Here is a 23,363-nt window from a genome sequence, read left to right on the forward strand (position 1 = left end):
ATCAACTATTAAGCTGTTTTCGCCTTTCTCAATTCAGTGATAAAACGGTCAAATAAGTAAGCAACATCATTTGGGCCTGGGCTAGCTTCTGGGTGTCCTTGGAATGAAAACGCTGATTGATCGGTTAATTCAATTCCTTGTACTGTGCCGTCAAATAAAGAACGATGAGTTACTCGCACGTTTGCAGGTAAGCTCGTTTCATCAACTTCAAAACCGTGGTTTTGGCTAGTGATTAATACTTTTTGGCTATCGAGATCTTGTACTGGGTGGTTGGCTCCGTGATGTCCAAATGCCATCTTCTTCGTTTTACCGCCAGCGGCTAAACCAAGTAACTGATGTCCTAAGCAGATACCAAAAATCGGTTTCTTCGTGGCTAATAATTTTTGAATAGCGGTGATTGCATAATCACAAGGCTCTGGGTCGCCAGGTCCGTTAGATAAGAAAATACCATCTGGATTTAGCGCTAATACCGCCTCTGCTGATGTTTTTGCTGGTACTACGGTTAAGCGACAACCACGTTCGGCTAGCATTCTTAAAATATTGTGTTTGACGCCAAAATCGTAGGCGACAACGTGAAATTCTGGTTTAGTTTGCGTTTCATAAGCTTTACCATCATTTGAAACAGGTAAATGCCACTCACCTTCTGTCCATTGATAAAGCTCGTTGCACGTTACACGTTGTGCGAGATCCTGTCCTGCCATTGAACCAAAGCTTTTTGCTAATTCCAATGCTTTCACTTCATCTGTTCCGACATAAATACAGCCTGCTTGAGCACCTTTATCACGCAAAATACGTGTTAAACGGCGAGTATCAATATCAGCAATGGCAACAGTTTTATTTTTTACAAGGTAATCTTGAAGGGAAATATTAGAACGGAAGTTGCTGTGTAAAAGTGGAAGATCACGAATAATTAAACCTGCGGCGTAAACGGAACGGGATTCGGTATCTTCGTCATTTGCCCCTGTGTTACCAATATGGGGATAAGTTAAAGTAACAATTTGATGATGATAAGAAGGATCGGTAAGAATTTCTTGATAACCCGTCATTGCAGTATTAAAGACCACTTCACCAATAGTAAAGCCATCATAACCAATGGATTTCCCGTGAAAAACTGAACCATCTGCAAGAACAAGAATTGCTGGTTTCGACATTATTTTTACTCCTAATAATAAACTCTGTTGGTTGGTACTTTCGAGTCGCCATTAACCTTTGCTAGAAGTAGGCGACTAAGTTTAATAGAGCAAACGATTGCATTCAAGTTAAACTTGCGAAAAGTCACAACATAAGCACAAACACGAAATTAAATTCACTTATATTGCATTTTTATTCACAAGTAAATAACTGATCTGAAATTTTGTTTTTATCAAGAGATACAAGCGGTTAGAATGTTACGTTTTTTTACAAAAGTTGAGAGTTGGATGAAAAATATAGAATTTGGCGATCAGTTGATCGCAATTGTAAAACGTGATGTAGCCCCAGCATTAGGTTGTACTGAGCCAATCTCACTCGCTTTGGCTTCGGCTATTGCGGTTTCCTATTTAGGCTCAGATTTATTGCAGATTCAAGCAAAAGTTTCACCAAACCTAATGAAGAATGGAATGGGGGTAACAGTGCCTGGAACTGGTATGGTGGGATTACCAATTGCTGCCGCAGTAGGGGCAATTGCAGGTGATGCTGATGCGGGACTGGAAGTATTGAAAAATATTCAACCAAAAGATGTTGAACAAGCAAAAGCAATGCTTGATGCAAACCAAGTTAGTGTTGATATTGCTAATGTTGATTTTCCCCTTTATTCCGAGTCTCTTGTGTTAGGTGAACAAGGGTGGGTTAAAGTCTGTATTCAAGATTCTCACACGAATGTAGTACTGATTGAGAAAAATGGCGAGATTTTATTCCAAAAACAAGCGGAAGTTATTGAGGTGGTCGATGATTATCACTTTTTCAATCAGCTTACTGCTCAGGATATTTATGATTTTGCAATGCAAGCTCCCCTTGAACAAATTGCTTTTATTGCTGAGGCTGCTAAGCTCAATAGTGCCTTATCTAAAGAAGGTTTAGAGAAAGAGTACGGTTTACATATTGGTAGGACATTACGCAAACAAATTGAACTTGGGTTACTTTCAAATGACTTACTTAATCGGATTGTAATTGAAACGACAGCCGCATCAGATGCCCGAATGGGAGGGGCGTTACTACCTGCAATGAGTAATTCAGGTTCAGGCAATCAAGGAATTGCAGCAACAATGCCATCGGTAATTGTTGCTCGCTTTGTGAATGCAAATGATGAACAACTCATCAGAGCATTATTTTTATCACATACCATTGCAATTTATATCCATAGCAAATTACCAAAACTTTCCGCATTATGTGCGGTAACAACCGCTGCAATGGGAAGTGCCGCAGGAATGGCATACTTACTGGGCGGGCGTTTTAATGCCATTAGTATGGCTATTTGCAGTATGATTGGCGATATTAGCGGTGTGTTATGTGATGGTGCAGCAAATAGCTGTGCAATGAAAGTTTCTACGGGCGTTTCATCTGCTTATAAAGCCGTACTAATGGCATTAGATAATAGCCGAGTAACAGGCAATGAAGGCATTGTGGAACATAGTGTAGATAAATCAATCAATAATCTTTGTGCCATTGCTACGAAAAGTATGGTGTATATGGATAGACAGATTATTGAAATAATGAGTACAAAAGAGCAAGATTGCTAATTTTTAATAACAGAGAGGTTTTATGGCAAACAACACACATTCTCCTTTACCGTTATGGTCGGTTATTTTACCTATTTTGGCGTGGGTTATTTATTTTGTTGGGGTAAAAGATAGTTTATGGCTACAAATTGGTGGCGGAGCATTATTGATTGGTAGTGTCCTTTCTGCTGTTCACCACGCTGAAGTTGTCGCTCACAAAGTTGGAGAACCCTTCGGTACAATTATTTTAGCGTTGGCGATTACCGTCATTGAAGTGGCACTTATCGTATCACTAATGATTGCAGGTGGTGATAATGCCGCATATCTTGCACGAGATACTGTATTTGCAGCAATTATGCTGATCTTAAATGGTATTTTAGGTGGCTGTTTATTGATAGGTGGACTTAAACACCACGAACAATTTTTTAGTAAAAAATCTGTCAGTACCGCATTAGTTACGCTCATTTCAATTTTAGCGTTTACCCTAATTTTGCCGAATTTCACCACAACAACTGAGGGCCCAACATATAGCCCATCACAGCTAGTCTTTGTTGCAATCGCATCGTTAGTCCTTTACGGGGCATTTATTATGGTACAAACAGTTCGCCATCGTGATTATTTCTTAGCCGATGATGATAATCCAGAGCATCACGCCGAGCCACCTTCAACCAAAGTAGCGTTAATCAGTTTGTTGCTGTTAGTGGTTTGTTTAGGAATTGTTGTTTTACTTGCAAAAGCATTATCGCCAACAATTGAAAGTATGGTGGTGAGTGCAGGTGCACCACTTGCATTAGTCGGGGTTATCATCGCTGCGGTAGTATTAATGCCAGAAGGGTTAGCTGCTTTAACTGCGGCAAGCCGTAACAGATTACAAACAAGCGTAAACTTAGCCTTAGGTTCAGCATTAGCCAGTATCGGTTTAACTATTCCGTCTGTTGTTATTGTATGTCTAATGTACGACATCAATATGGTATTAGGTTTAGACTGGAAATCAATGGTACTACTTGCATTATCTACCTTTGTGGTAATGGTCTCGCTCAACCACGGACGTTCTAATATGCTCTACGGTATCGTGTTATTGGTAAACCTAGCCGCATATGTTTTTACAGTGATTGTGCCTTAGGGTGCCAACTTGAAGTGTAGAAGATCAGAGAAAATCTGATCTTCTACATATAATTTACATATCTAATAATTATTCTTTAATTGACTTAATTGCCTCTTCCGTAGCTGGTGTACAACGAGTACCTGCTCTGTTACACCCTAGTTTTGTGGATCCAAAAACGCCATGATAATCTTTCATTTCACCACTAGTTGTATAGAATGTTCCGCCAATATCTTGTGCAGCAGAACCGAAAAACGCTCCTTTTACTAGTGTGTCATCTTTATTTCCATCAAACGAGTTGCCTTTAATCTGTCCAAATAATCTAAATTTGGTATTTTCGCCTTCTGAAAGTTTAATATGAACTTCTTTATTACTGAAATCTGCGATAGCTTTTGAGTCAAGTTGGTTATACTCATTGTCTTTACCATAGAATGCAAACCCTGAATACTCAAACACACCTGAATCTGGCATTGGTTTTAGCTCTTGACCTTGTAAATGTCTATCACCATTTTGACCATAATACAAATGAATATAAGGAGACTGAATGGTTTCTTTTTCCGGAGTTAAATGACCTTGTACAAACAATGAACTTTTACCATCTTTAGTTATATAGCCATACCGTAATTGAGCAAATTCAGTTCTAAATGCTCCTCCTTTAGGTAAACTTCCTACCATTCCAACTTTTTGATCATTTTCTCCCGTAAGTGTTTTAACTTCAAAGTTTGTTGGATATGTTTTCTTATATTCGACAATTTCATTTGGAGAATACAATACAAATTTATGACCATCTATCGTTATCTCATTGAGTTCAATATTATCCTTTGGCAGATCATAATTAACTAACATACCATTTTCATATGAAAATAATTTTCCACTAACATAGCTGAAGTTCTTCTTGAAATCTTGTCTTGTTGAATCACCTATTGTATTAGTATTATCTTTATTAATAGTACCCTCTCTTAGGAATGTTCCAGAAGATTCAAATCCTTTAGTAATTTCGATTGTATTTTTTCCAATACGAGATTCTTCAGATTGTGGAGTATCTTCAGCTTTAGGAGTTTCTTCAGCTTTAGGGGTTTCTTCAGCTTTAGGGGTTTCTTCAGCTTTAGGGGTTTCTTCAGCTTTAGGGGTTTCTTCAGCTTTTGTTGCTTCTTTGGCTGCATTATTCACCGGATTAGACGTTGCTGTGGTATGAGATGTTTGATTATTAGGTTTATCTGATACACAAGCAGTAATTGCAACTACACAAGTAGTTGCAAGAAGACTTAAACGTAATTTTTTCATAATTTCTCCAGAATGATATTTTTGTAAATATAATTAAAGTAATGTCAACCATTGTATCACCTATGTTACAAAACACCAACAAAAATGATATTTATTTTCATTTAAAACCAATATGCCAAATATTCTTTCTACTATGAGAATTTTGCGTCCTTTAGGGGCTTTGCTATAATCGCTTGGTATTTTTTAAACAGAATAAAAATTATGGGATTATTTGAGTCAATTTTAAGCATTATTTTGCTGATTATTATCAGTGCGATTATTTCATCGGGCGAGATTTCACTCGCTGGAGCGAGAAAGTTGAAGTTACAGCAGATGGCAAATGAGGGCGATTTACGCGCTAAGAAAGTCTTAGAACTTCAAGAACAGCCAGGACAATTTATTACCGTTGTACAAATTGGGCTAAATATGGTTGCTATTTTAGGTGGTATGATTGGTGAGGGACAAATTACGCCCTATGTCTATACATTTTTGTCTAAGTATAGCCAAGCGGAATGGCTAGAAAGTGTCTCTTCTTGGCTATCCTTTGCTTTGGTTACGATGTCTTTTATTGTATTTGCTGATTTAATGCCAAAACGAATGGCAATGGCAAACCCTGAAAAAGTGGCAGTAAAAATGGTGAGAATTATGACTTTCAGCATTTTCTTATTCAAGCCATTAGTTTTGTTATTCGACAGCTTAGCCAATGGGTTATTCCGTATTTTGCGTATTTCAACGATTCGCCAAGAGAGTATGACCCCAGAGGATATTATTGCGATTGTCGATGCAGGAGCTGAAGCTGGGGTGTTAAAAACACAGGAACATTATTTAATTGAAAATATTTTTGATATGCAGCAACGAACGGTAACATCAACAATGACAACCCGTGAGCATATTGTCTATTTAGATAAATCCTTTACCCGTCAGCAAACCTTAGAAACCTTACAGCAAAATTCGCATTCTAAATTATTGATTACCGATGGCAGCCTTGACAAAATTATCGGCTATGTTGAATCACACACGCTATTAACGCTCTATTTGCAACAAGATATTGTTTCGCTGACGGATAATCGAGTACTACGCAAGGCACTTTATATTCCAGACACGCTTTCGCTTTATGAAGTGCTTGAGTTATTCAAATCGTCAGGGGAAGATTTTGCGGTTATCATCAATGAATATGCACTTGTGGTGGGTATTGTAACTCTAAATGACGTAATGAGTATTGTAATGGGGGAGCTGGTTTCTAATGAAGAAGAGCAGATTGTTCGCCGAGATGAAGATTCGTGGCTAATTGATGGCTCAACACCATTAGAAGATGTAATGCGTGCATTGAATATTGAAGCATTCCCAAATCAAGAAAATTACGAAACAATCAGTGGATTTATGATGTATATGTTACGAAAAATCCCGAAAAAGACTGATTTTGTGCTATTTGAACAGTATAAATTTGAGATTATTGACACCGAGAATTTTAAAATCGATCAACTGATGGTGTCTCTACGCAAAGACATTAAAGCGGAGGAATAATGGCAATTACTTTATATCATAATCCTAAATGTAGCAAATCGCGTGAAACTTTGGCACTTATACAACAAGCAGGTATTGAGCCGATTATTGTTGAGTATCTTAAAACGCCCCTTTCACAAGAAACAATTCAAAGGCTAATTCAAGAAAGTGGCATTTTATTACAAGACGCATTACGCACAGATGTTGATGAATATACTCAACATATTGTTGGAAAAAACCTTTCAGACGATGCCATTATTCAGTTAATGGCACAATATCCAAGATTATTGAATCGCCCTTTTGTAAGCGGAGAGAAAGGTACAAAATTTTGCAGACCACCAGAGTTGGTAAAATCGTTGCTTTAACATTTACAAAATATTTAACGAAACAGACCGCTTGAATGCAACAAGCTAAGGGAAATAATGAAAAACATTCTGCTACTTAATGGACCAAACTTGAATATGTTAGGTAAAAGAGAGCCACAAATTTATGGTTCTCAAACATTGTCTGATATTGAACAACATTTACAACAACTGGCTAAACAACAAGGTTTTCAGCTTGATTATTTTCAAGCTAACGGCGAAGAACCGCTCATAAATCGTATTCATCAAGCATTTGGAAAGGTTGATTTCATTATTATTAACCCTGCCGCATTTACGCATACTAGTGTGGCTTTGCGTGATGCTTTATTAGCAGTGGCAATTCCATTTGTTGAAGTACATCTCTCCAATGTTCACGCTCGCGAACCATTCCGCCACCACTCTTATCTAAGTGATATTGCCAAAGGAGTCATTTGTGGACTAGGTGCAAAAGGCTATGAATATGCATTGGATTATGCAATTCAATCCCTGAATAAAGCATAGTACTCATATTTCCTATTTAAAAGATAGGTGCAATGGATAAACCAGCAACCATTTTGTCCATTTCACCCAAAAAAATTGCTAGCCTAATTTAATTAGGCTAGCAATTTTTAATTTGTAGATAAATATTAGGAACTAACCGTTCTGTTTTTCTACTTGGTTAAATTCAAGCTCAACAGGGGTTGCACGTCCGAAGATTGACACAGACACTTTCAAGCGACCTTTTTCATAATCCACTTCTTCCACAGTACCATTAAAGTCTGCAAATGGGCCTTCAGTAACACGAACTTCTTCACCTGGTTGAAATTCTTTTCTATGGCGTGGCTTGTCCGCTGTTTCTTGTACTCGATTAAGAATACGTTCAGCTTCTTTTTGGCTGATTGGTGCTGGTTTATCTGCTGTACCACCGATAAAACCCATTACACGCGGAACACTTTTTACTAAGTGCCAAGTGTCATCATTCATTTCCATTTGAACTAATACATAACCAGGAAAGAATTTACGTTCCGTTTTACGGCGACGACCAGCCACATTTTCAACCACTTCTTCGGTTGGGACAAGCACTTCGCCGAACTGATCTTGCATATTATGAAGTTTAATATACTCACGCAAAGTCATTGCTACTCGTGCTTCAAAACCTGAAAAGGCTTGTAATACATACCAGCGCATTCTCTTTGCTTCTTTGGTTTCTAGTTCGATTTCGCTCATTTTAGAACCTCAAATTTGTTAAGAATGTAATGATTGAAACAATCAAAGAATCAATGCCCCATAAAGCTAATGCAACAACTAAACAGATAGCACCGACAATCAATGTTGTTTGTGTTGTTTCAGGGCGAGTTGGCCACACGATTTTACGCAATTCTTGACGAGAATCTTTGATAAAACCAATTGCTTTTTGACCTTGGTTAGTAATTGCAGCTAATCCAACACCGACAACCAATAAAGCAACTAATAACAATACGCGTACAATCAATGAAAAATGGCTTGCGAAATAGACATTGCCGATTGCAGCTACGGCAATACACGCAATAGATAAAACCCATAAAGCACTGTTTACGCCTTTACTTTTCACACCCTTGTTTTCAATCTGTTTAGGGTTATTTTGTTGATTTTCTTTAGACATAGACAACCTAGATTTGTTAATAAAATAGAACGTTCAAATTTTAAAGCGTGCAATTCTAGCATTTTATTGCTCACTTGCCACGATCTTTTATAAAATTTGTTGTATTTACTCTTTTGAATGCTCCTATGGTTTGGAAAAAGAGTACTTGCTCTAAATAGAGTTAAAGTATAATGACCTAAAAATAATATCTTTATCTATCAAAAAACACGCTTTATATAACTATAACCCAATGAAAAATATAGAAAATTCTCAACAACATACGCCAATGATGGCGCAATATCTCCAACTCAAAGCACAAAATCCAGATATTTTGTTGTTTTATCGTATGGGAGACTTTTACGAGCTTTTTTATGATGATGCCAAAAAAGCGGCCGCATTGTTGGATATATCCTTAACCAAGAGAGGACAATCCGCAGGTGAGCCAATCCCAATGGCGGGGGTGCCTTATCACGCAGTAGAAGGTTACTTGGCTAAATTAGTTGCTTTAGGGGAATCCGTTGCAATTTGTGAACAAGTGGGGGATCCGAATACCAGTAAAGGCCCTGTGGAACGTAAAGTTGTTCGCATTGTTACACCTGGCACTGTCAGTGATGAAGCGTTACTTCCAGAGCGTCAAGACAACTTAGTTGCCTGTGTTTATCAAGAAAAAACAACCTTTGCTCTCGCAACCCTAGATATGACATCAGGGCGTTTTTTAATTAGTGAATTAGCTAATAAAGAAACATTATCTGCCGAATTACAACGAACACAACCAGCAGAAATTCTTTATCCTGAAGATTTTGCTGAAATGTCGATTCTTGAGCATTACAAAGGCTTACGCCGCCGTCCTATATGGGAGTTTGAACTTGTTACGGCTATTCAACTGCTCAATCGTCAATTTGGCACACAAAACCTAACGGGCTTTGGTGTTGAAAAAGCGGTTGTTGCTTTATGTGCTGCTGGTTGTTTACTTCATTACGCACAAGAAACACAACGAACAGCACTTCCGCATATCAATGCCATTCATCTTGCTCAAAATAGCGATACTGTTTTGCTTGATGCAGCAACTCGACGTAATTTGGAGCTAACGACCAACCTTGCAGGTGGTGTAGAAAATACCCTTGCTTCAGTCCTTGATAAATGTGTTACCCCAATGGGTAGTCGCTTACTCAAACGTTGGATTCACCAACCTATTCGAGATGTGGTTAAGCTAACTAATCGTCAGCAAATTATTCTTGCTTTGCAAAAAAACGAGCGAATCGAACCGCTTCAACCGTTGTTACAACAAGTGGGAGATATGGAGCGGATTTTAGCTCGCGTGGCGTTGCGTACTGCTCGCCCACGAGATTTAACTCGTTTGAAAACTGCCTTGGTTCAAATTCCAGAAATTGCAAAATTTTCACAAAATCTTACCGCTTGTTTAGATCAAACTTTACAGCAAATAGGTGATTTCACATCTCTCCAACAATGCCTTGAAAAAGCCTTAGTTGAAAATCCACCACAGCTTATTCGAGATGGGGGGGTGATTGCCACAGGTTATAATGCAGAGCTAGATGAATGGCGTTCGCTTGCAGAAGGTGCAACCCAATATCTTGAAGATTTAGAAACTCGTGAGAGAGAAAAAACAGGCATTGATACGCTAAAAATCGGTTTTAATGCGGTACATGGTTACTATATTCAAATTAGTCAAGGGCAAGCACATCGAGCCCCGATGCACTATGTTCGCCGTCAAACACTCAAAAATGCGGAACGCTATATTATCCCTGAGTTAAAAACCTATGAAGATAAGGTGCTAAAAGCGAAAGGGGCATCACTGGCACTTGAGAAACAACTTTATGATGAACTGTTTGATCTGCTCTTGCCACATCTTGCTCAATTACAGCTTGCGAGTTTAGTACTAGCTGAACTTGATTTGCTGACAAATCTTGCGGAAAGAGCGGAAAATCTCAACTATGTAATGCCGACCTTTACATCACAGAGAACGATCAATATTAAAGGCGGTCGCCACCCCGTAGTTGAGCAAGTGTTGAAAACCCCGTTTATTGCTAACCCTGTTTATCTTAATGCTCAACGCCATTTATTGATTGTAACAGGGCCGAATATGGGCGGGAAAAGCACTTATATGCGTCAAATAGCCTTAATTACTTTAATGGCGTATATCGGCAGTTTTGTACCCGCAGAGAGTGCGGAAATTGGACCGATTGATCGCATCTTTACTCGAATTGGGGCATCAGATGATCTTGCTTCTGGGCGTTCGACTTTTATGGTTGAAATGACGGAAATGGCAAACATTCTTCATCAATCAACGGAAAATAGCCTTGTCTTAGTTGATGAAATTGGGCGTGGTACATCAACCTACGATGGCTTATCGCTTGCTTGGTCTTGTGCGGAATGGTTGGCGAAGAAAACCCAATCACTAACACTGTTTGCTACTCACTATTTTGAATTAACCAGTTTACCTAATCAGCTGAAAGGTGTTGCAAACGTCCACTTAGATGCGTTGGAGCATAATGACACCATTGCTTTTATGCACAGTGTGCAAGAGGGTGCAGCGAGTAAAAGTTACGGCTTGGCTGTGGCCGCTTTAGCAGGCGTGCCAAAACAGGTGATTCAATTAGCGAAACAAAAATTAGCTCAACTTGAGCAATTATCACAACAAACAGCTCAACTCAACGAGCCCCCCCAACAAGATTTGTTGTTTGGTACTCATTTGCAAAATTCAGCGGAAATCTCACCGCTTGTAGCACCTTCAAAAGTTGAATTGGCTTTGAAAGAGATTGACCCAAATGAGCTTACGCCTAAACAAGCGTTGGAAGTACTGTATAAGTTAAAAGAGTTAATTTAACAGACATAAAAAAGCCCTAGTTTCTTCAGAAACCAGGGCTTTGTAAACATAAAACTACTCTTCGTTATCGCTATCAAAACCTGCATTTAATAACGCGGCTAAGTTTTGAGTTGCTTCATCAGCAATAAAACTTTGTGTTTCAGCTTCAATATCTTCTGCTGTTGCAAAAGATGATGCTGCCGTTTCTAATGCCACGATTTCATCATTATTTACACGTTTTTTCGAGCGGTTTTGGTGATACGCAAAACCTGTACCCGCAGGGATTAAACGACCTACGATTACGTTCTCTTTTAAGCCACGTAATTCATCACGTTTACCTGCAACCGCTGCTTCGGTTAATACGCGGGTTGTTTCTTGGAACGATGCTGCTGAAATGAATGACTCCGTTGCAAGAGATGCTTTGGTAATACCAAGCAATTCACGTTCAAATTCAACAAGCGGCTTACCTTCTTCAGCACGTTTGCGGTTCACAATCTTAATGCGTGAAACTTCAACTTGTTCACCTTCTAAGAATTCTGAATCGTAAGCATTGGTAATCACTGCCTTACGCAACATTTGACGAACAATAACTTCGATATGTTTATCGTTAATTTTTACCCCTTGTAAGCGGTAAACTTCTTGTACTTCATTAACGATGTAGTCAGTAACGGCGTGAACACCACGTAAACAGTATCCAAGTTCCTATTAAATCTATACCTTTATATGCTGTTGTATCGTGATATAGAATATATCGGATTTCTAATTATAAAAAAATATAGTCTATCTAATCCGATAGCAATGCACTAAATCTATTCACAAAAATTTATTTTCACAATTCAAATTAAGTATCTTATAAAGAACAAAAACATTCCTGAATAATATATTGAAAAAAAACAAACAAAGTAATATATAGTTTCCACACCAATAAAAGGAGATATTATATATAGTGCATAGAAAATATACTTAACTCTAATAAATGGTAAAGTTCTAATATTCTGTTGATTCAAATAAACCACCAATATAATGAAAGCAATATAGCTGCTAGCATATAATAACGATGCTATATTATCTACATTATAGAAATACATAGCTGATGCTGTTAATAAAACCACACCAAGTTGGTCACAAATAATATCTATTACACTCCCATTTTCACTTGCTGTATTAGTATATCTAGCAATCCCACCATCAACCGCATCAAAAAACAGATAAAAGAATAAAAAAATTGCAACCAGCCAATAATATTTAAATGGATTGATTACACAAGCGATAACTAGGAATATAACTCCAATAAATGAAGCCTTGTTTTTAGAAATCTGGTTATTTACACAAAAAACAATTATATTTCTTAAGATTCTATCTCGAAAATCAGCAAAATTTCTTTGTTTAAGTCTTTCTTCTTGATTAAAGTAATCCATATTAAAACTCACAAGTTACAACCAATGGATAGTGGTCAGACCCTAACCTAGATAGGGTATATTCCTCTCGAATCTCAATTGATTTTGAAAACAAAACCCAATCTAACTTTCCAGTAAAATAAATAGTAGTATTAATATTTCTACCAGAATTAAAATGGGAGTTATTCAATAACAGCTTTGATTCATTTACTTTATATTCCTGATGATCATATCCAAACAGCCCACCAAAGAGAATTGAAATTGGGAATTTAGAGAAAGTATTCAAATCCCCAGACAAAATAAAATACTCAGTATCAATATTAGATAAAATACCTAGCAGCTGCCGTTCTCTTATCTTTGGAGAAGTAGCATACTGCAAATGACAATTTATCAATGTAACTGGCTTTTCATGAAGTAAGATAATAATCTTGCTATATTCTATGTCGATAGATCGACTAACCATCTTATACAATGGAGAAATAACAGATTTTAATTTTCTACTTTCTTGAAATAGGAGACTACTGATAATATCTTTTTTGACTAATGTAACTAAATAATACTCTTTCCTCTTTGTAAATGAATAGAGAACTTCTTTTGCTATATAAAAATGATAACCATCAAACTTATCTTTGATAAGCTCTAAATTCAAATCATTTATTTCTTGAAGAAAAAGAATATCAAATCTCCTATCTAATAAATGTTCGAGAATAGATTTATCAAATAGATTATTACGATTGGCATTCCAAGTAATAATTCGTAACTGAGTATTTTGCATAGAATTCCTAATAATCTACATAAAAATAGGCTATCCAATCTCAACCATTAACGTTTAGGTCCAGTACGGCAATCGTTTGGAAAATCGTGATAGCGAATGCAATAAAACTCACCATCTCGAAGCTCTAATTCAGCCCAACCTCTTATCCCACCATTATAGGTATAATTCACTCGATATTTAGTTTTTAAACCACTTGGAGATTCCCATACAGAGTTCCTAACTAGCTCTGCACTTCCTCTATCATAACGGTTAAAAAACCAACTTCTTGAATCATCTTCAATAATCTGATCAGCAAATCTTTCACAATCGTATTTACTACAGAAATTTTCAGCTAATGTTAAAGATGAAATACCCATTAAAGAGAATGCGATAAATAGTGCCTTCTTACTCATAAAATACCCTCATATATAAGTTAACCTTTTTATTTATGTTATACTTTAAGCTATTTCCTAACCACTAACTCACAGAACCAATTAAAACTCTTTGAGAACTAAAACGGCACTTTTGGAGTAATTTATGAAATCCCACAAAAAAGTAAAACTAATGAGAGAAATGAATCAATGGACTCAAGAAGATATGGCTGAGAAGTTGAATATGTCTGTGACAGGCTATGCAAAAATAGAAAGAGGCCAAACTAATGTAAGTTTGGAAAAACTAAAACAGATTGCAATGGTATTTAATATAAATGTTGCACAACTCTTAGATGATAATGCAACCCCTGTATTGTGCTCTATTGGAGATAATCATTCAAATTACACAAACTACTTTGGTATGAATGAAGCATTAGTAGCAGAAAACCAACGCCAAAAGTTAGAATTAGAGTATAAAAACCAATTATTACAACAAAAAGAAAACGAAATCTTAGCTTTAAGAAAAGTTATATCACTACTAGAAAACGCATCTTAAACAGAGCCCCGAACTTTCGTTCGGGGCTTCTCTTCATTATCTAATAACTACTCTTCGTTATCGCTATCAAAACCTGCATTTAATAACGCGGCTAAGTTTTGAGTTGCTTCATCAGCAATAAAACTTTGTGTTTCAGCTTCAATATCTTCTGCTGTTGCAAAAGATGATGCTGCCGTTTCTAGTGCCACGATTTCATCATTATTTACACGTTTTTTCGAGCGGTTTTGGTGATACGCAAAACCTGTACCCGCAGGGATTAAACGACCTACGATTACGTTCTCTTTTAAACCACGTAATTCATCACGTTTACCTGCAACCGCTGCTTCGGTTAATACGCGAGTTGTTTCTTGGAACGATGCTGCAGAAATGAAAGATTCTGTAGCAAGAGATGCTTTGGTAATACCAAGCAATTCGCGTTCAAATTCAACAAGCGGCTTACCTTCTTCAGCACGTTTACGGTTCACAATCTTAATGCGTGAAACTTCAACTTGTTCACCTTCTAAGAATTCTGAATCGTAAGCATTGGTAATCACTGCCTTACGCAACATTTGACGAACAATAACTTCGATATGTTTATCGTTAATTTTTACCCCTTGTAAGCGGTAAACTTCTTGTACTTCATTCACGATATAATCGGTTACTGCGTGTACACCACGTAAACGTAAAATGTCGTGTGGCATTTCTGGACCATCTGAGATCACATCACCACGTTGTACCATTTCGCCTTCAAATACGTTGAGCTGACGCCATTTTGGAATCATTTCTTCGTATGCTTCGCCTTCTGCTGGTGTGATCACTAAGCGGCGTTTTCCTTTGGTTTCTTTACCAAATGAAACGATACCTGAGATCTCCGCAAGAATAGCTGGTTCTTTTGGTTTACGAGCTTCAAATAAATCCGCAACGCGTGGAAGACCACCCGTAATATCCTTAGTTGCCGTAGATTCTTGTGGAATACGAGCTAATGCTTCACCCACTGAAATTTCCGCACCGTCATTTAAGGTTACAATAGCTTTACCTGGTAAGAAATACTGTACTGCCGTATCTGTTCCTGCGATAAAGATATCATTACCTTGTGCATCAACCAGTTTTAATGCTGGACGTAGATCTTTACCTGCAGTTGCACGTTCACCCACGTCTTGTACTACCACTGATGATAAGCCAGTTAATTCATCGGTTTGGCGTGTTACGGTTAAACCATCAACCACATCGCTAAATTTAATGAAACCACTTACTTCAGAAATGATCGGCATCGTATGTGGATCCCAGTTCGCAACGACTTCGCCAACATTCACTTCTGCACCATCACCTTTTGAAAGCACCGCACCATAAGGAACTTTATAGTTCTCTTTAGTACGACCAAAGGCATCAACAACGGTTAATTCGGTATTACGAGAAGTTAAAACAATTTTACCTTCTTTGTTGGTTACAAATTTAGCGTTAGTTAATTTTAAAGTACCTGCATTTTTAACTTGAATACTTGACTCTTTCGCTGCCGCAGATGCCGCACCACCGATATGGAACGTACGCATCGTTAGCTGTGTACCTGGTTCACCGATTGATTGTGCTGCAATAACACCGACTGCTTCACCTTGGTTAATCAAGTGACCGCGAGCTAAGTCACGTCCGTAACATTTCGCACAAACGCCGAAGTCTGTGTTACAGGTTACTACTGAGCGAACTTTAATCACATCAACGGATTCTGCATCGATCACATCACACCATTTTTCATCAATTAAGGTGTTGCGTGGGATTAATACTTCATCTGTACCTGGTTTTAACACATCTTCTGCTGCCACACGTCCTAACACACGCTCACGCAATGGTTCTTTAACATCACCACCTTCGATGAGTGGGGTCATTACGATACCTTCGTGGGTGCCACAATCATCTTCAATGATAACTAAATCTTGTGCCACATCAACTAAACGGCGAGTTAAGTAACCAGAGTTTGCTGTTTTTAACGCAGTATCCGCCAAACCTTTACGCGCACCGTGGGTTGAAATAAAGTACTGAAGAACGTTCAGACCTTCACGGAAGTTTGCCGTAATTGGTGTTTCGATGATTGAGCCATCTGGACGAGCCATCAAACCACGCATACCCGCTAACTGACGAATCTGAGCCGCAGAACCACGAGCTCCTGAGTCCGCCATCATAAAGATGCTGTTGAATGATGCTTGTTTTTCTGGATTACCTTCACGGTTAAGTACTTCTTCCGTTGATAAGTTTTCCATCATCGCTTTCGCAACACGTTCGTTTGCTGCTGCCCAAATATCGATTACTTTGTTATAACGCTCACCTGCGGTTACAAGACCTGAGTTAAATTGTTCTTGGATCTCTGCAACTTCTGCTTCTGCTGCTGAAATAATGCTGTATTTTTGCTCTGGAATAACCATATCATCAATACCAACAGAAGAACCTGAACGAGCAGCGTAGGCAAAACCTGTGTACATAATTTGGTCAGCAAAGATAACCGACTCTTTCAAACCTAAACGGCGGTAGCTTTCGTTAATCAATTTAGAAATCGCTTTTTTACCTAAGGTTTGGTTGAACAATTTGAATGGCATACCTTTTGGTGCAATCATCCATAAAATTGAACGGCCGATGGTGGTTTCCACTAAATTGGTTGAAGCAACAAACTCTCCTGCTTCATTTTTCTCATATTCTGTTACACGAACTTTTACTCGAGAATGTAATTCTGCTTGCCCTGTACGATAAGCTTTTTCTGCTTCACGTGGGTCTAAGAAATACATTCCTTCACCTTTACCATTTACTTTCTCACGGGTCATATAGTACAAGCCTAATACAACGTCTTGAGATGGTACGATAATTGGATCACCGTTTGCTGGTGAAAGCACGTTATTGGTTGACATCATTAACGCACGAGCTTCAAGTTGAGCTTCTAATGTTAATGGTACGTGAACCGCCATTTGGTCACCGTCGAAGTCCGCGTTGAACGCCGCACAAACGAGTGGGTGTAACTGGATCGCTTTACCTTCAATCAATAACGGCTCAAACGCTTGAATACCTAAACGGTGAAGCGTTGGTGCACGGTTAAGAAGGATTGGGTGTTCACGAATAACTTCAGCCAAAATATCCCATACGATCGGATCTTCACGCTCTACCATTTTCTTCGCTGCTTTAATGGTTGATGCGATACCACGACTTTCTAATTTTGAATAAATAAATGGACGGAATAATTCCAACGCCATTTTCTTCGGTAAACCACATTGGTGTAAACGTAAGTACGGACCTACGGTAATTACAGAACGACCAGAATAATCTACACGTTTACCTAATAAGTTTTGACGGAAACGACCTTGTTTACCTTTGATCATATCGGCAAGCGATTTTAATGGACGTTTGTTAGAACCAGTGATTGCACGACCACGACGACCATTATCTAATAACGCATCAACAGACTCTTGTAACATACGTTTTTCGTTACGCACGATAATATCTGGTGCAACTAAATCTAATAAACGTTTTAAACGGTTATTACGGTTAATAACACGACGATATAAATCGTTTAAGTCTGATGTTGCAAAACGGCCACCATCAAGTGGAACTAATGGACGTAAATCTGGTGGAAGAACAGGTAATACAGTCATTACCATCCATTCAGGTTTATTGCCTGATTGAATAAATGCTTCTAACAGTTTTAAACGTTTAGTGATTTTCTTGCGTTTAGTTTCAGAGTTAGTTTCTTGTAATTCTTCACGTAATAACTCACATTGATGCTCTAAATCTAAATCTTTTAATAGGGCTTGAATACCTTCCGCACCCATTTTTGCATCAAATTCATCGCCCCAACGCTCTTCAGCATCTAAGAATTGTTCTTCGGTTAATAACTGATTTTTTTCTAAATCAGTCATACCCGGTTCGATAACTACATAGCTTTCAAAATAAAGCACACGTTCAATATCACGCAGTGGCATATCTAAAATCAAACCGATACGGGACGGTAATGATTTTAAGAACCAAATGTGTGCAACAGGACAAGCTAATTCGATATGTCCCATACGGTCACGACGAACTTTAGTTTGTGTAACTTCTACGCCACATTTTTCACAAATTACACCACGGTGTTTTAAACGTTTATATTTACCACAAAGACATTCGTAATCTTTTACCGGCCCGAAAATACGTGCACAGAAAAGACCATCACGCTCTGGCTTAAAGGTACGGTAGTTGATGGTTTCAGGTTTTTTTACTTCACCGAAAGACCAAGAACGGATCTTATCTGGTGATGCTAAACCAATTTTAATTACATCAAAATCATCACTTGATTTTGATTGTGCTTTTAAAAACTTAACTAAGTCTTTCACGTTTTTGCCCCTGATTTGAGGTTTTTGTTCTTGATATGGCTAACTTAAAATGGAGAGCCATTTCAACTGAAAATCTTTGGTTGTAAGCGGTCATTTCTTGCAAATTTTTTGCGAAATCTGACCGCTTGTTGTGATCAAATTCTCCCCTCGCTTACGGGGGGAGTACCGCCACAGGCGGGGAGGGGGGCTTTCCCCCTACCCCCTTGCTTCGCAAGGGTACTTCCCCCGTAAACGGGGGCAGAATTTTAATCTACGCTTCGTCCAACTCCATATCGATCGCTAATGCACGAATCTCTTTCGTAATTACGTTGAAAGATTCTGGCATTCCTGGTTCCATATAGTGTGTACCGTCCACGATGTTTTTATACATCTTCGTACGACCGTTCACGTCATCGGATTTAACTGTGAGCATTTCTTGTAAGGTGTAAGCTGCACCATACGCTTCTAATGCCCAAACCTCCATCTCACCGAAACGCTGACCACCGAACTGTGCTTTACCACCAAGTGGTTGTTGGGTAACAAGACTATAAGAACCTGTTGAACGAGCGTGCATTTTGTCATCAACTAAGTGGTTCAATTTGAGCATATACATATAACCTACGGTTACTGGACGCTCGAATTTCTCACCTGTACGACCATCATAAAGTGTAATTTGACCTGATGTAGGTAAACCACCAAGCTCTAATAACCCTTTGATTTCGCTTTCGTGAGCACCGTCAAATACTGGTGTTGCAAGCGGTAAACCTTTACGTAAGTTTTGAGCAAGTGTCATTACTTCTTCATCAGTAAACTTACTTAAATCAACCACTTGTGAACCGTGACCTAAATCGTATGCTTTTTGCATATATTCACGCAATTTCGCCACAGATTGTTGCTGTTTAATCATTGCATTGATTTGATCACCGATACCACGAGCCGCTAAACCTAAGTGAGTTTCTAAGATCTGACCGATGTTCATACGAGATGGAACACCTAATGGGTTTAATACGATCTCAACTGGCTGACCATTTTCATCGTACGGCATATCTTCAACTGGGTTAATTTTTGAGATAACCCCTTTGTTACCGTGACGACCCGCCATTTTATCTCCTGGTTGGATTTGGCGTTTTACTGCAAGATATACTTTCACTACTTTTAATACGCCAGGTGCTAAATCGTCCCCTTGAATGATCTTATTACGTTTGATCTCAAGTTTACGTTCAAACTCTTTGCGTAATTCTTCGTGTTGCTCTGCTAACTGTTCAAGCTGATTTTGTTTTGCTTCATCATCTAAGGTTTGCTCTAACCATTTTTCACGAGCAACTTTATCTAATGTTGCTTCAGAAACACCACCCTCGATGAGTAAATTACGCACACGAGTGAATAAACCCGCTTCTAAAATTTCTAACTCTTCGGTTAAATCTTTTTTCGCTTCACGTAATTGAATTTCTTCAATATCTTTGGCACGTTTATCTTTCTCTACGCCATCACGAGTGAAGACTTGAACATCAATAACTGTACCTGATGTACCATTTGGCACACGCAATGATGAGTCTTTTACATCTGATGCTTTTTCACCAAAGATTGCACGCAGTAATTTTTCTTCTGGTGTTAATTGCGTTTCACCTTTAGGGGTTACTTTACCCACTAAAATGTCGCCGCCTTTCACTTCTGCACCGATATAGACGATACCAGATTCATCTAGTTTGCTTAGTGCTGACTCACCTACGTTCGGAATATCTGCGGTGATCTCTTCTGCACCCAGTTTGGTATCACGAGCTACACAAGAAAGTTCTTGAATGTGAATTGTTGTGAAACGATCTTCTTGAACCACACGTTCAGAAACTAACATTGAGTCTTCGAAGTTATAACCATTCCAAGGCATAAATGCCACTCGAATGTTTTGACCTAATGCAAGCTCACCTAAATCTGTTGATGGACCATCTGCTAAAATTTCACCACGTTCAACTGGCTCACCTAATTTCACACAAGGGATTTGGTTGATACAGGTATTTTGGTTTGAGCGGGTATATTTAATTAAGTTATAAATATCAATACCTGCTTCACCTGCAACAGTTTCATCTTCATTAACTTTAACAACGATACGTGATGCATCAACGTATTGGATTGTACCACCACGTTTTGCGACAACTGCAACACCAGAGTCAAGAGCTACGGCTTTCTCAATACCAGTACCGACTAATGGTTTATCCGCACGCAATGTTGGAACTGCTTGACGTTGCATGTTCGCACCCATTAACGCACGGTTCGCATCATCGTGCTCAAGGAATGGAATTAACGCTGCCGCAACCGATACCACCTGCTGTGTCGAAACGTCCATATAATGAATTTCTTCTGGACGGTATAAACCCGACTCACCGTGTTCACCACGACAAGTTACATAGGTATCTGTAAAGCGGAAATCTTCGTCTAAGTTAGAGTTTGCCTGTGCGATAACATAGTTACCTTCTTCAATTGCAGAAAGGTATTCGATCTCTTCGGTTACTTGTCCATCAACCACTTTACGATATGGCGTTTCTAAGAAACCGTAGTCGTTGGTACGAGCATAAACAGAGAGTGAGTTGATCAAACCGATGTTTGGACCTTCAGGGGTTTCAATCGGACACACACGACCATAGTGAGTTGCGTGTACGTCACGCACTTCAAAGCCTGCTCGTTCACGAGTTAAACCGCCTGGACCTAACGCAGAAATACGGCGTTTATGTGTAACTTCTGAAAGCGGGTTGTTTTGGTCCATAAATTGCGAAAGCTGTGAAGAACCGAAGAACTCTTTCACTGCCGCAGAAATTGGTTTAGCGTTAATTAAATCTTGTGGTGTTACGCCATCTAAATCGCCTAATGAAAGACGCTCACGCACCGCACGTTCTACACGCACTAAACCGATACGGAATTGGTTTTCGGCCATTTCACCGACTGAACGAATACGACGGTTACCTAAGTGGTCAATATCATCAACTTCACCACGACCATTACGAATATCGATCAGTTTTTTCATCACACCGATGATGTCATCGTTGCTTAAAATACCACTACCTACACCTTCAGGAATATCTAAAGAGCGGTTGAACTTCATACGACCAACTGCTGAAAGATCATAGCGGTCAGTTGAGAAGAACATATTGTCAAATAAGCCTTCAGCAGCTTCTTTCGTTGGTGGCTCACCTGGACGCATCATACGATAGATTTCAACTAACGCACTTAAACGATCGCAAGTTGGATCTACTCGTAATGTTTCAGAAATATAAGCACCGTGATCAAGATCGTTAGTAAATAGCACTTCAATTTGGCTATAACCTGCTTGTGCTAATTTGGCTAATATCTCAAGGCTAATTTCGCTATTTGCTGGGCAAATCACTTCACCTGTTGAAAGATCAATATAATCTTTTGATGTCACACGACCTACGATGTACTCAGTTGGTACTTCGATTTGAGTAATATTATCTTTTTCTAATGCTTTGATATGACGAGCAGTGATACGACGACCACTTTCTACATAAACTTTGCCATTAGCTTCAATATCAAATGCCGCTGTTTCACCACGCAGACGCTCTGGCACAAGGGTCATCAATAATTTGTTATCGACAATATCAAAGACGATTTTATCGAAGAATAAATCTAAGATTTCTTCGGTTGTGTAACCTAATGCACGCAGAATAATTGTTGCTGGTAATTTACGGCGACGGTCAATACGTGCATATAAATTGTCTTTCGGGTCAAATTCAAAATCTAACCAAGAACCACGATAAGGAATGATGCGTGCGTTATATAGCACTTTACCTGATGCGTGGGTTTTACCTTTGTCAGAATCAAAGAAAACGCCTGGGCTACGGTGTAATTGTGAAACGATAACACGTTCAGTACCATTGATAACAAAGGTTCCGTTATCGGTCATTAAAGGGATTTCGCCCATATACACGCTTTGTTCTTTAATATCTTTTACCGTACCTGCCGCAGCTTCACGATCAAAGGTAACAAGACGAAGTTTTACGCGTAATGGTGCAGCATAGGTTGTACCACGAATTTGACATTCACGCACATCAAATACTGGCTCGCCAAGTTCATAAGAAACGTATTGTAATTCAGTCGCACCATTGTTACTTACAATAGGAAAGACTGAACGGAATGCCGCTTCTAAACCTTGCTGTCCTTCAGGATCTCTTTGGATAAATTTATCAAAAGAATCAAGCTGAATAGTTAATAGATAAGGTACGTTCAGAACTTGTGGACGTTTACCAAAGCTCTTACGGATACGCTTTTTCTCGGAATATGAGTATGCCATTGTTAGATAGCCTCTGATTTTTATTTTGGTTATTGAGTTCACAAACCGCCTTAACAAAGGCAGGAAGTGGCATTAAAAAAGGATACGAGATGCCGTTTTCTAATCAGGGAACAGGGGTCAAAAATCACTACCGCTCTGGCGTTTGATTAGGCGGAAAGCGGTTAGATAATTGCAAATTTTTGCAAAAAACATACCGCTTAAAATTTATATCAAACAGAAAAAACGACACAAATCTGTTTGATTTTTAAAGCACAAAATGGCTGATGGAAACCCATCAGCCAAAAATCGTACAAAATTAAGGGAGAAAATTATAGTCGATAGATGATTTTTT

Annotated in this window: 16 protein-coding genes and 1 pseudogene; 7 read left to right on the top strand and 10 right to left on the bottom strand. The window is 38.6% G+C overall.

What is annotated here, in order from left to right:
• Positions 1–8 precede the first annotated feature (8 nt).
• A complete protein-coding gene (gene carA / locus ACWIW0_RS02850; protein WP_454452124.1) occupies positions 9–1,151 on the bottom strand; it encodes a glutamine-hydrolyzing carbamoyl-phosphate synthase small subunit in 1,143 nt (380 codons plus the stop codon).
• 267 nt (positions 1,152–1,418) lie between these two features.
• On the opposite strand from carA, the gene ACWIW0_RS02855 reads away from it, so the two are divergent.
• Both ACWIW0_RS02855 and ACWIW0_RS02860 read left to right on the top strand, forming a co-directional pair.
• Complete coding sequence (locus ACWIW0_RS02855; RefSeq protein ID WP_454452125.1) at positions 1,419–2,717, top strand: L-cysteine desulfidase family protein; 1,299 nt, start codon at positions 1,419–1,421, stop codon at positions 2,715–2,717.
• A 22-nt stretch (positions 2,718–2,739) separates the two neighbouring features.
• Positions 2,740–3,819, top strand: a complete 1,080-nt coding sequence (locus ACWIW0_RS02860) for a calcium:proton antiporter (protein ID WP_454446968.1) — start codon at positions 2,740–2,742, stop codon at positions 3,817–3,819.
• Between the two features lie 69 nt (positions 3,820–3,888).
• Here the strand turns inward: ACWIW0_RS02860 and ACWIW0_RS02865 are convergent, their stop codons facing one another.
• Positions 3,889–5,082, bottom strand: a complete 1,194-nt coding sequence (locus tag ACWIW0_RS02865; protein ID WP_454452126.1) for a transferrin-binding protein-like solute binding protein — start codon at positions 5,080–5,082, stop codon at positions 3,889–3,891.
• A gap of 201 nt (positions 5,083–5,283) precedes the next feature.
• Between ACWIW0_RS02865 and ACWIW0_RS02870 the strand changes: the two genes are divergently transcribed.
• From ACWIW0_RS02870 to aroQ, 3 genes are read left to right on the top strand one after another with little or no spacing between them, the layout of a single operon-like run.
• Positions 5,284–6,585, top strand: a complete 1,302-nt coding sequence (locus ACWIW0_RS02870) for a hemolysin family protein (protein WP_454447143.1) — start codon at positions 5,284–5,286, stop codon at positions 6,583–6,585.
• On the top strand, positions 6,585–6,929 hold the full coding sequence (arsC, locus tag ACWIW0_RS02875; RefSeq protein WP_454452127.1) for an arsenate reductase (glutaredoxin): 345 nt from the start codon (positions 6,585–6,587) through the stop codon (positions 6,927–6,929). The genes ACWIW0_RS02870 and arsC overlap by 1 nt, the downstream gene beginning before the upstream one ends.
• 57 nt (positions 6,930–6,986) lie before the next feature.
• Complete coding sequence (aroQ, locus tag ACWIW0_RS02880) at positions 6,987–7,427, top strand: type II 3-dehydroquinate dehydratase (RefSeq protein WP_454447145.1); 441 nt, start codon at positions 6,987–6,989, stop codon at positions 7,425–7,427.
• Positions 7,428–7,559: 132 nt separating this feature from the next.
• On the opposite strand, the gene nusG is transcribed toward aroQ, so the two are convergent.
• Both nusG and secE read right to left on the bottom strand, forming a co-directional pair.
• On the bottom strand, positions 7,560–8,132 hold the full coding sequence (gene nusG, locus ACWIW0_RS02885; protein ID WP_157403071.1) for a transcription termination/antitermination protein NusG: 573 nt from the start codon (positions 8,130–8,132) through the stop codon (positions 7,560–7,562).
• A 1-nt stretch (position 8,133) separates the two neighbouring features.
• Entirely contained in the window at positions 8,134–8,547 is a 414-nt protein-coding gene (gene secE, locus ACWIW0_RS02890; protein ID WP_454446132.1) for a preprotein translocase subunit SecE, read from the bottom strand.
• Between the two features lie 229 nt (positions 8,548–8,776).
• Here secE and mutS point away from each other — a divergent pair, with 229 nt between their 5' ends.
• Complete coding sequence (mutS, locus tag ACWIW0_RS02895) at positions 8,777–11,371, top strand: DNA mismatch repair protein MutS (protein WP_454452128.1); 2,595 nt, start codon at positions 8,777–8,779, stop codon at positions 11,369–11,371.
• Positions 11,372–11,425: 54 nt separating this feature from the next.
• On the opposite strand, the pseudogene ACWIW0_RS02900 reads toward mutS, so the two are convergent.
• The 4 genes and pseudogenes from ACWIW0_RS02900 to ACWIW0_RS02915 all read right to left on the bottom strand — a co-directional run.
• Positions 11,426–12,037: pseudogene (locus tag ACWIW0_RS02900) on the bottom strand (DNA-directed RNA polymerase subunit beta'); the annotation flags it as partial.
• Positions 12,038–12,186: 149 nt separating this feature from the next.
• Positions 12,187–12,768, bottom strand: coding sequence for a CDP-alcohol phosphatidyltransferase family protein (locus ACWIW0_RS02905; RefSeq protein WP_454452129.1), 582 nt, complete (start codon positions 12,766–12,768; stop codon positions 12,187–12,189).
• Between the two features lies 1 nt (position 12,769).
• Positions 12,770–13,522: an endonuclease/exonuclease/phosphatase family protein gene (locus tag ACWIW0_RS02910; protein ID WP_454452130.1), complete on the bottom strand. Its 753-nt coding sequence runs from the start codon at positions 13,520–13,522 to the stop codon at positions 12,770–12,772.
• A gap of 47 nt (positions 13,523–13,569) precedes the next feature.
• The gene (locus ACWIW0_RS02915; RefSeq protein WP_454452131.1) at positions 13,570–13,914 is read right to left on the bottom strand and encodes a hypothetical protein; all 345 of its coding nucleotides are present in this window, start codon (positions 13,912–13,914) and stop codon (positions 13,570–13,572) included.
• A 124-nt stretch (positions 13,915–14,038) separates the two neighbouring features.
• Between ACWIW0_RS02915 and ACWIW0_RS02920 the strand changes: the two genes are divergently transcribed.
• Positions 14,039–14,428: a helix-turn-helix domain-containing protein gene (locus ACWIW0_RS02920; protein ID WP_454452132.1), complete on the top strand. Its 390-nt coding sequence runs from the start codon at positions 14,039–14,041 to the stop codon at positions 14,426–14,428.
• A gap of 47 nt (positions 14,429–14,475) precedes the next feature.
• Here the strand turns inward: ACWIW0_RS02920 and rpoC are convergent, their stop codons facing one another.
• The gene (gene rpoC / locus ACWIW0_RS02925) at positions 14,476–18,753 is read right to left on the bottom strand and encodes a DNA-directed RNA polymerase subunit beta' (RefSeq protein WP_454452133.1); all 4,278 of its coding nucleotides are present in this window, start codon (positions 18,751–18,753) and stop codon (positions 14,476–14,478) included.
• Between the two features lie 250 nt (positions 18,754–19,003).
• Positions 19,004–23,032: a DNA-directed RNA polymerase subunit beta gene (gene rpoB / locus ACWIW0_RS02930; RefSeq protein WP_454452134.1), complete on the bottom strand. Its 4,029-nt coding sequence runs from the start codon at positions 23,030–23,032 to the stop codon at positions 19,004–19,006.
• Positions 23,033–23,363: the final 331 nt, after the last annotated feature.

This window comes from Ursidibacter sp. B-7004-1, assembly GCF_053654055.1.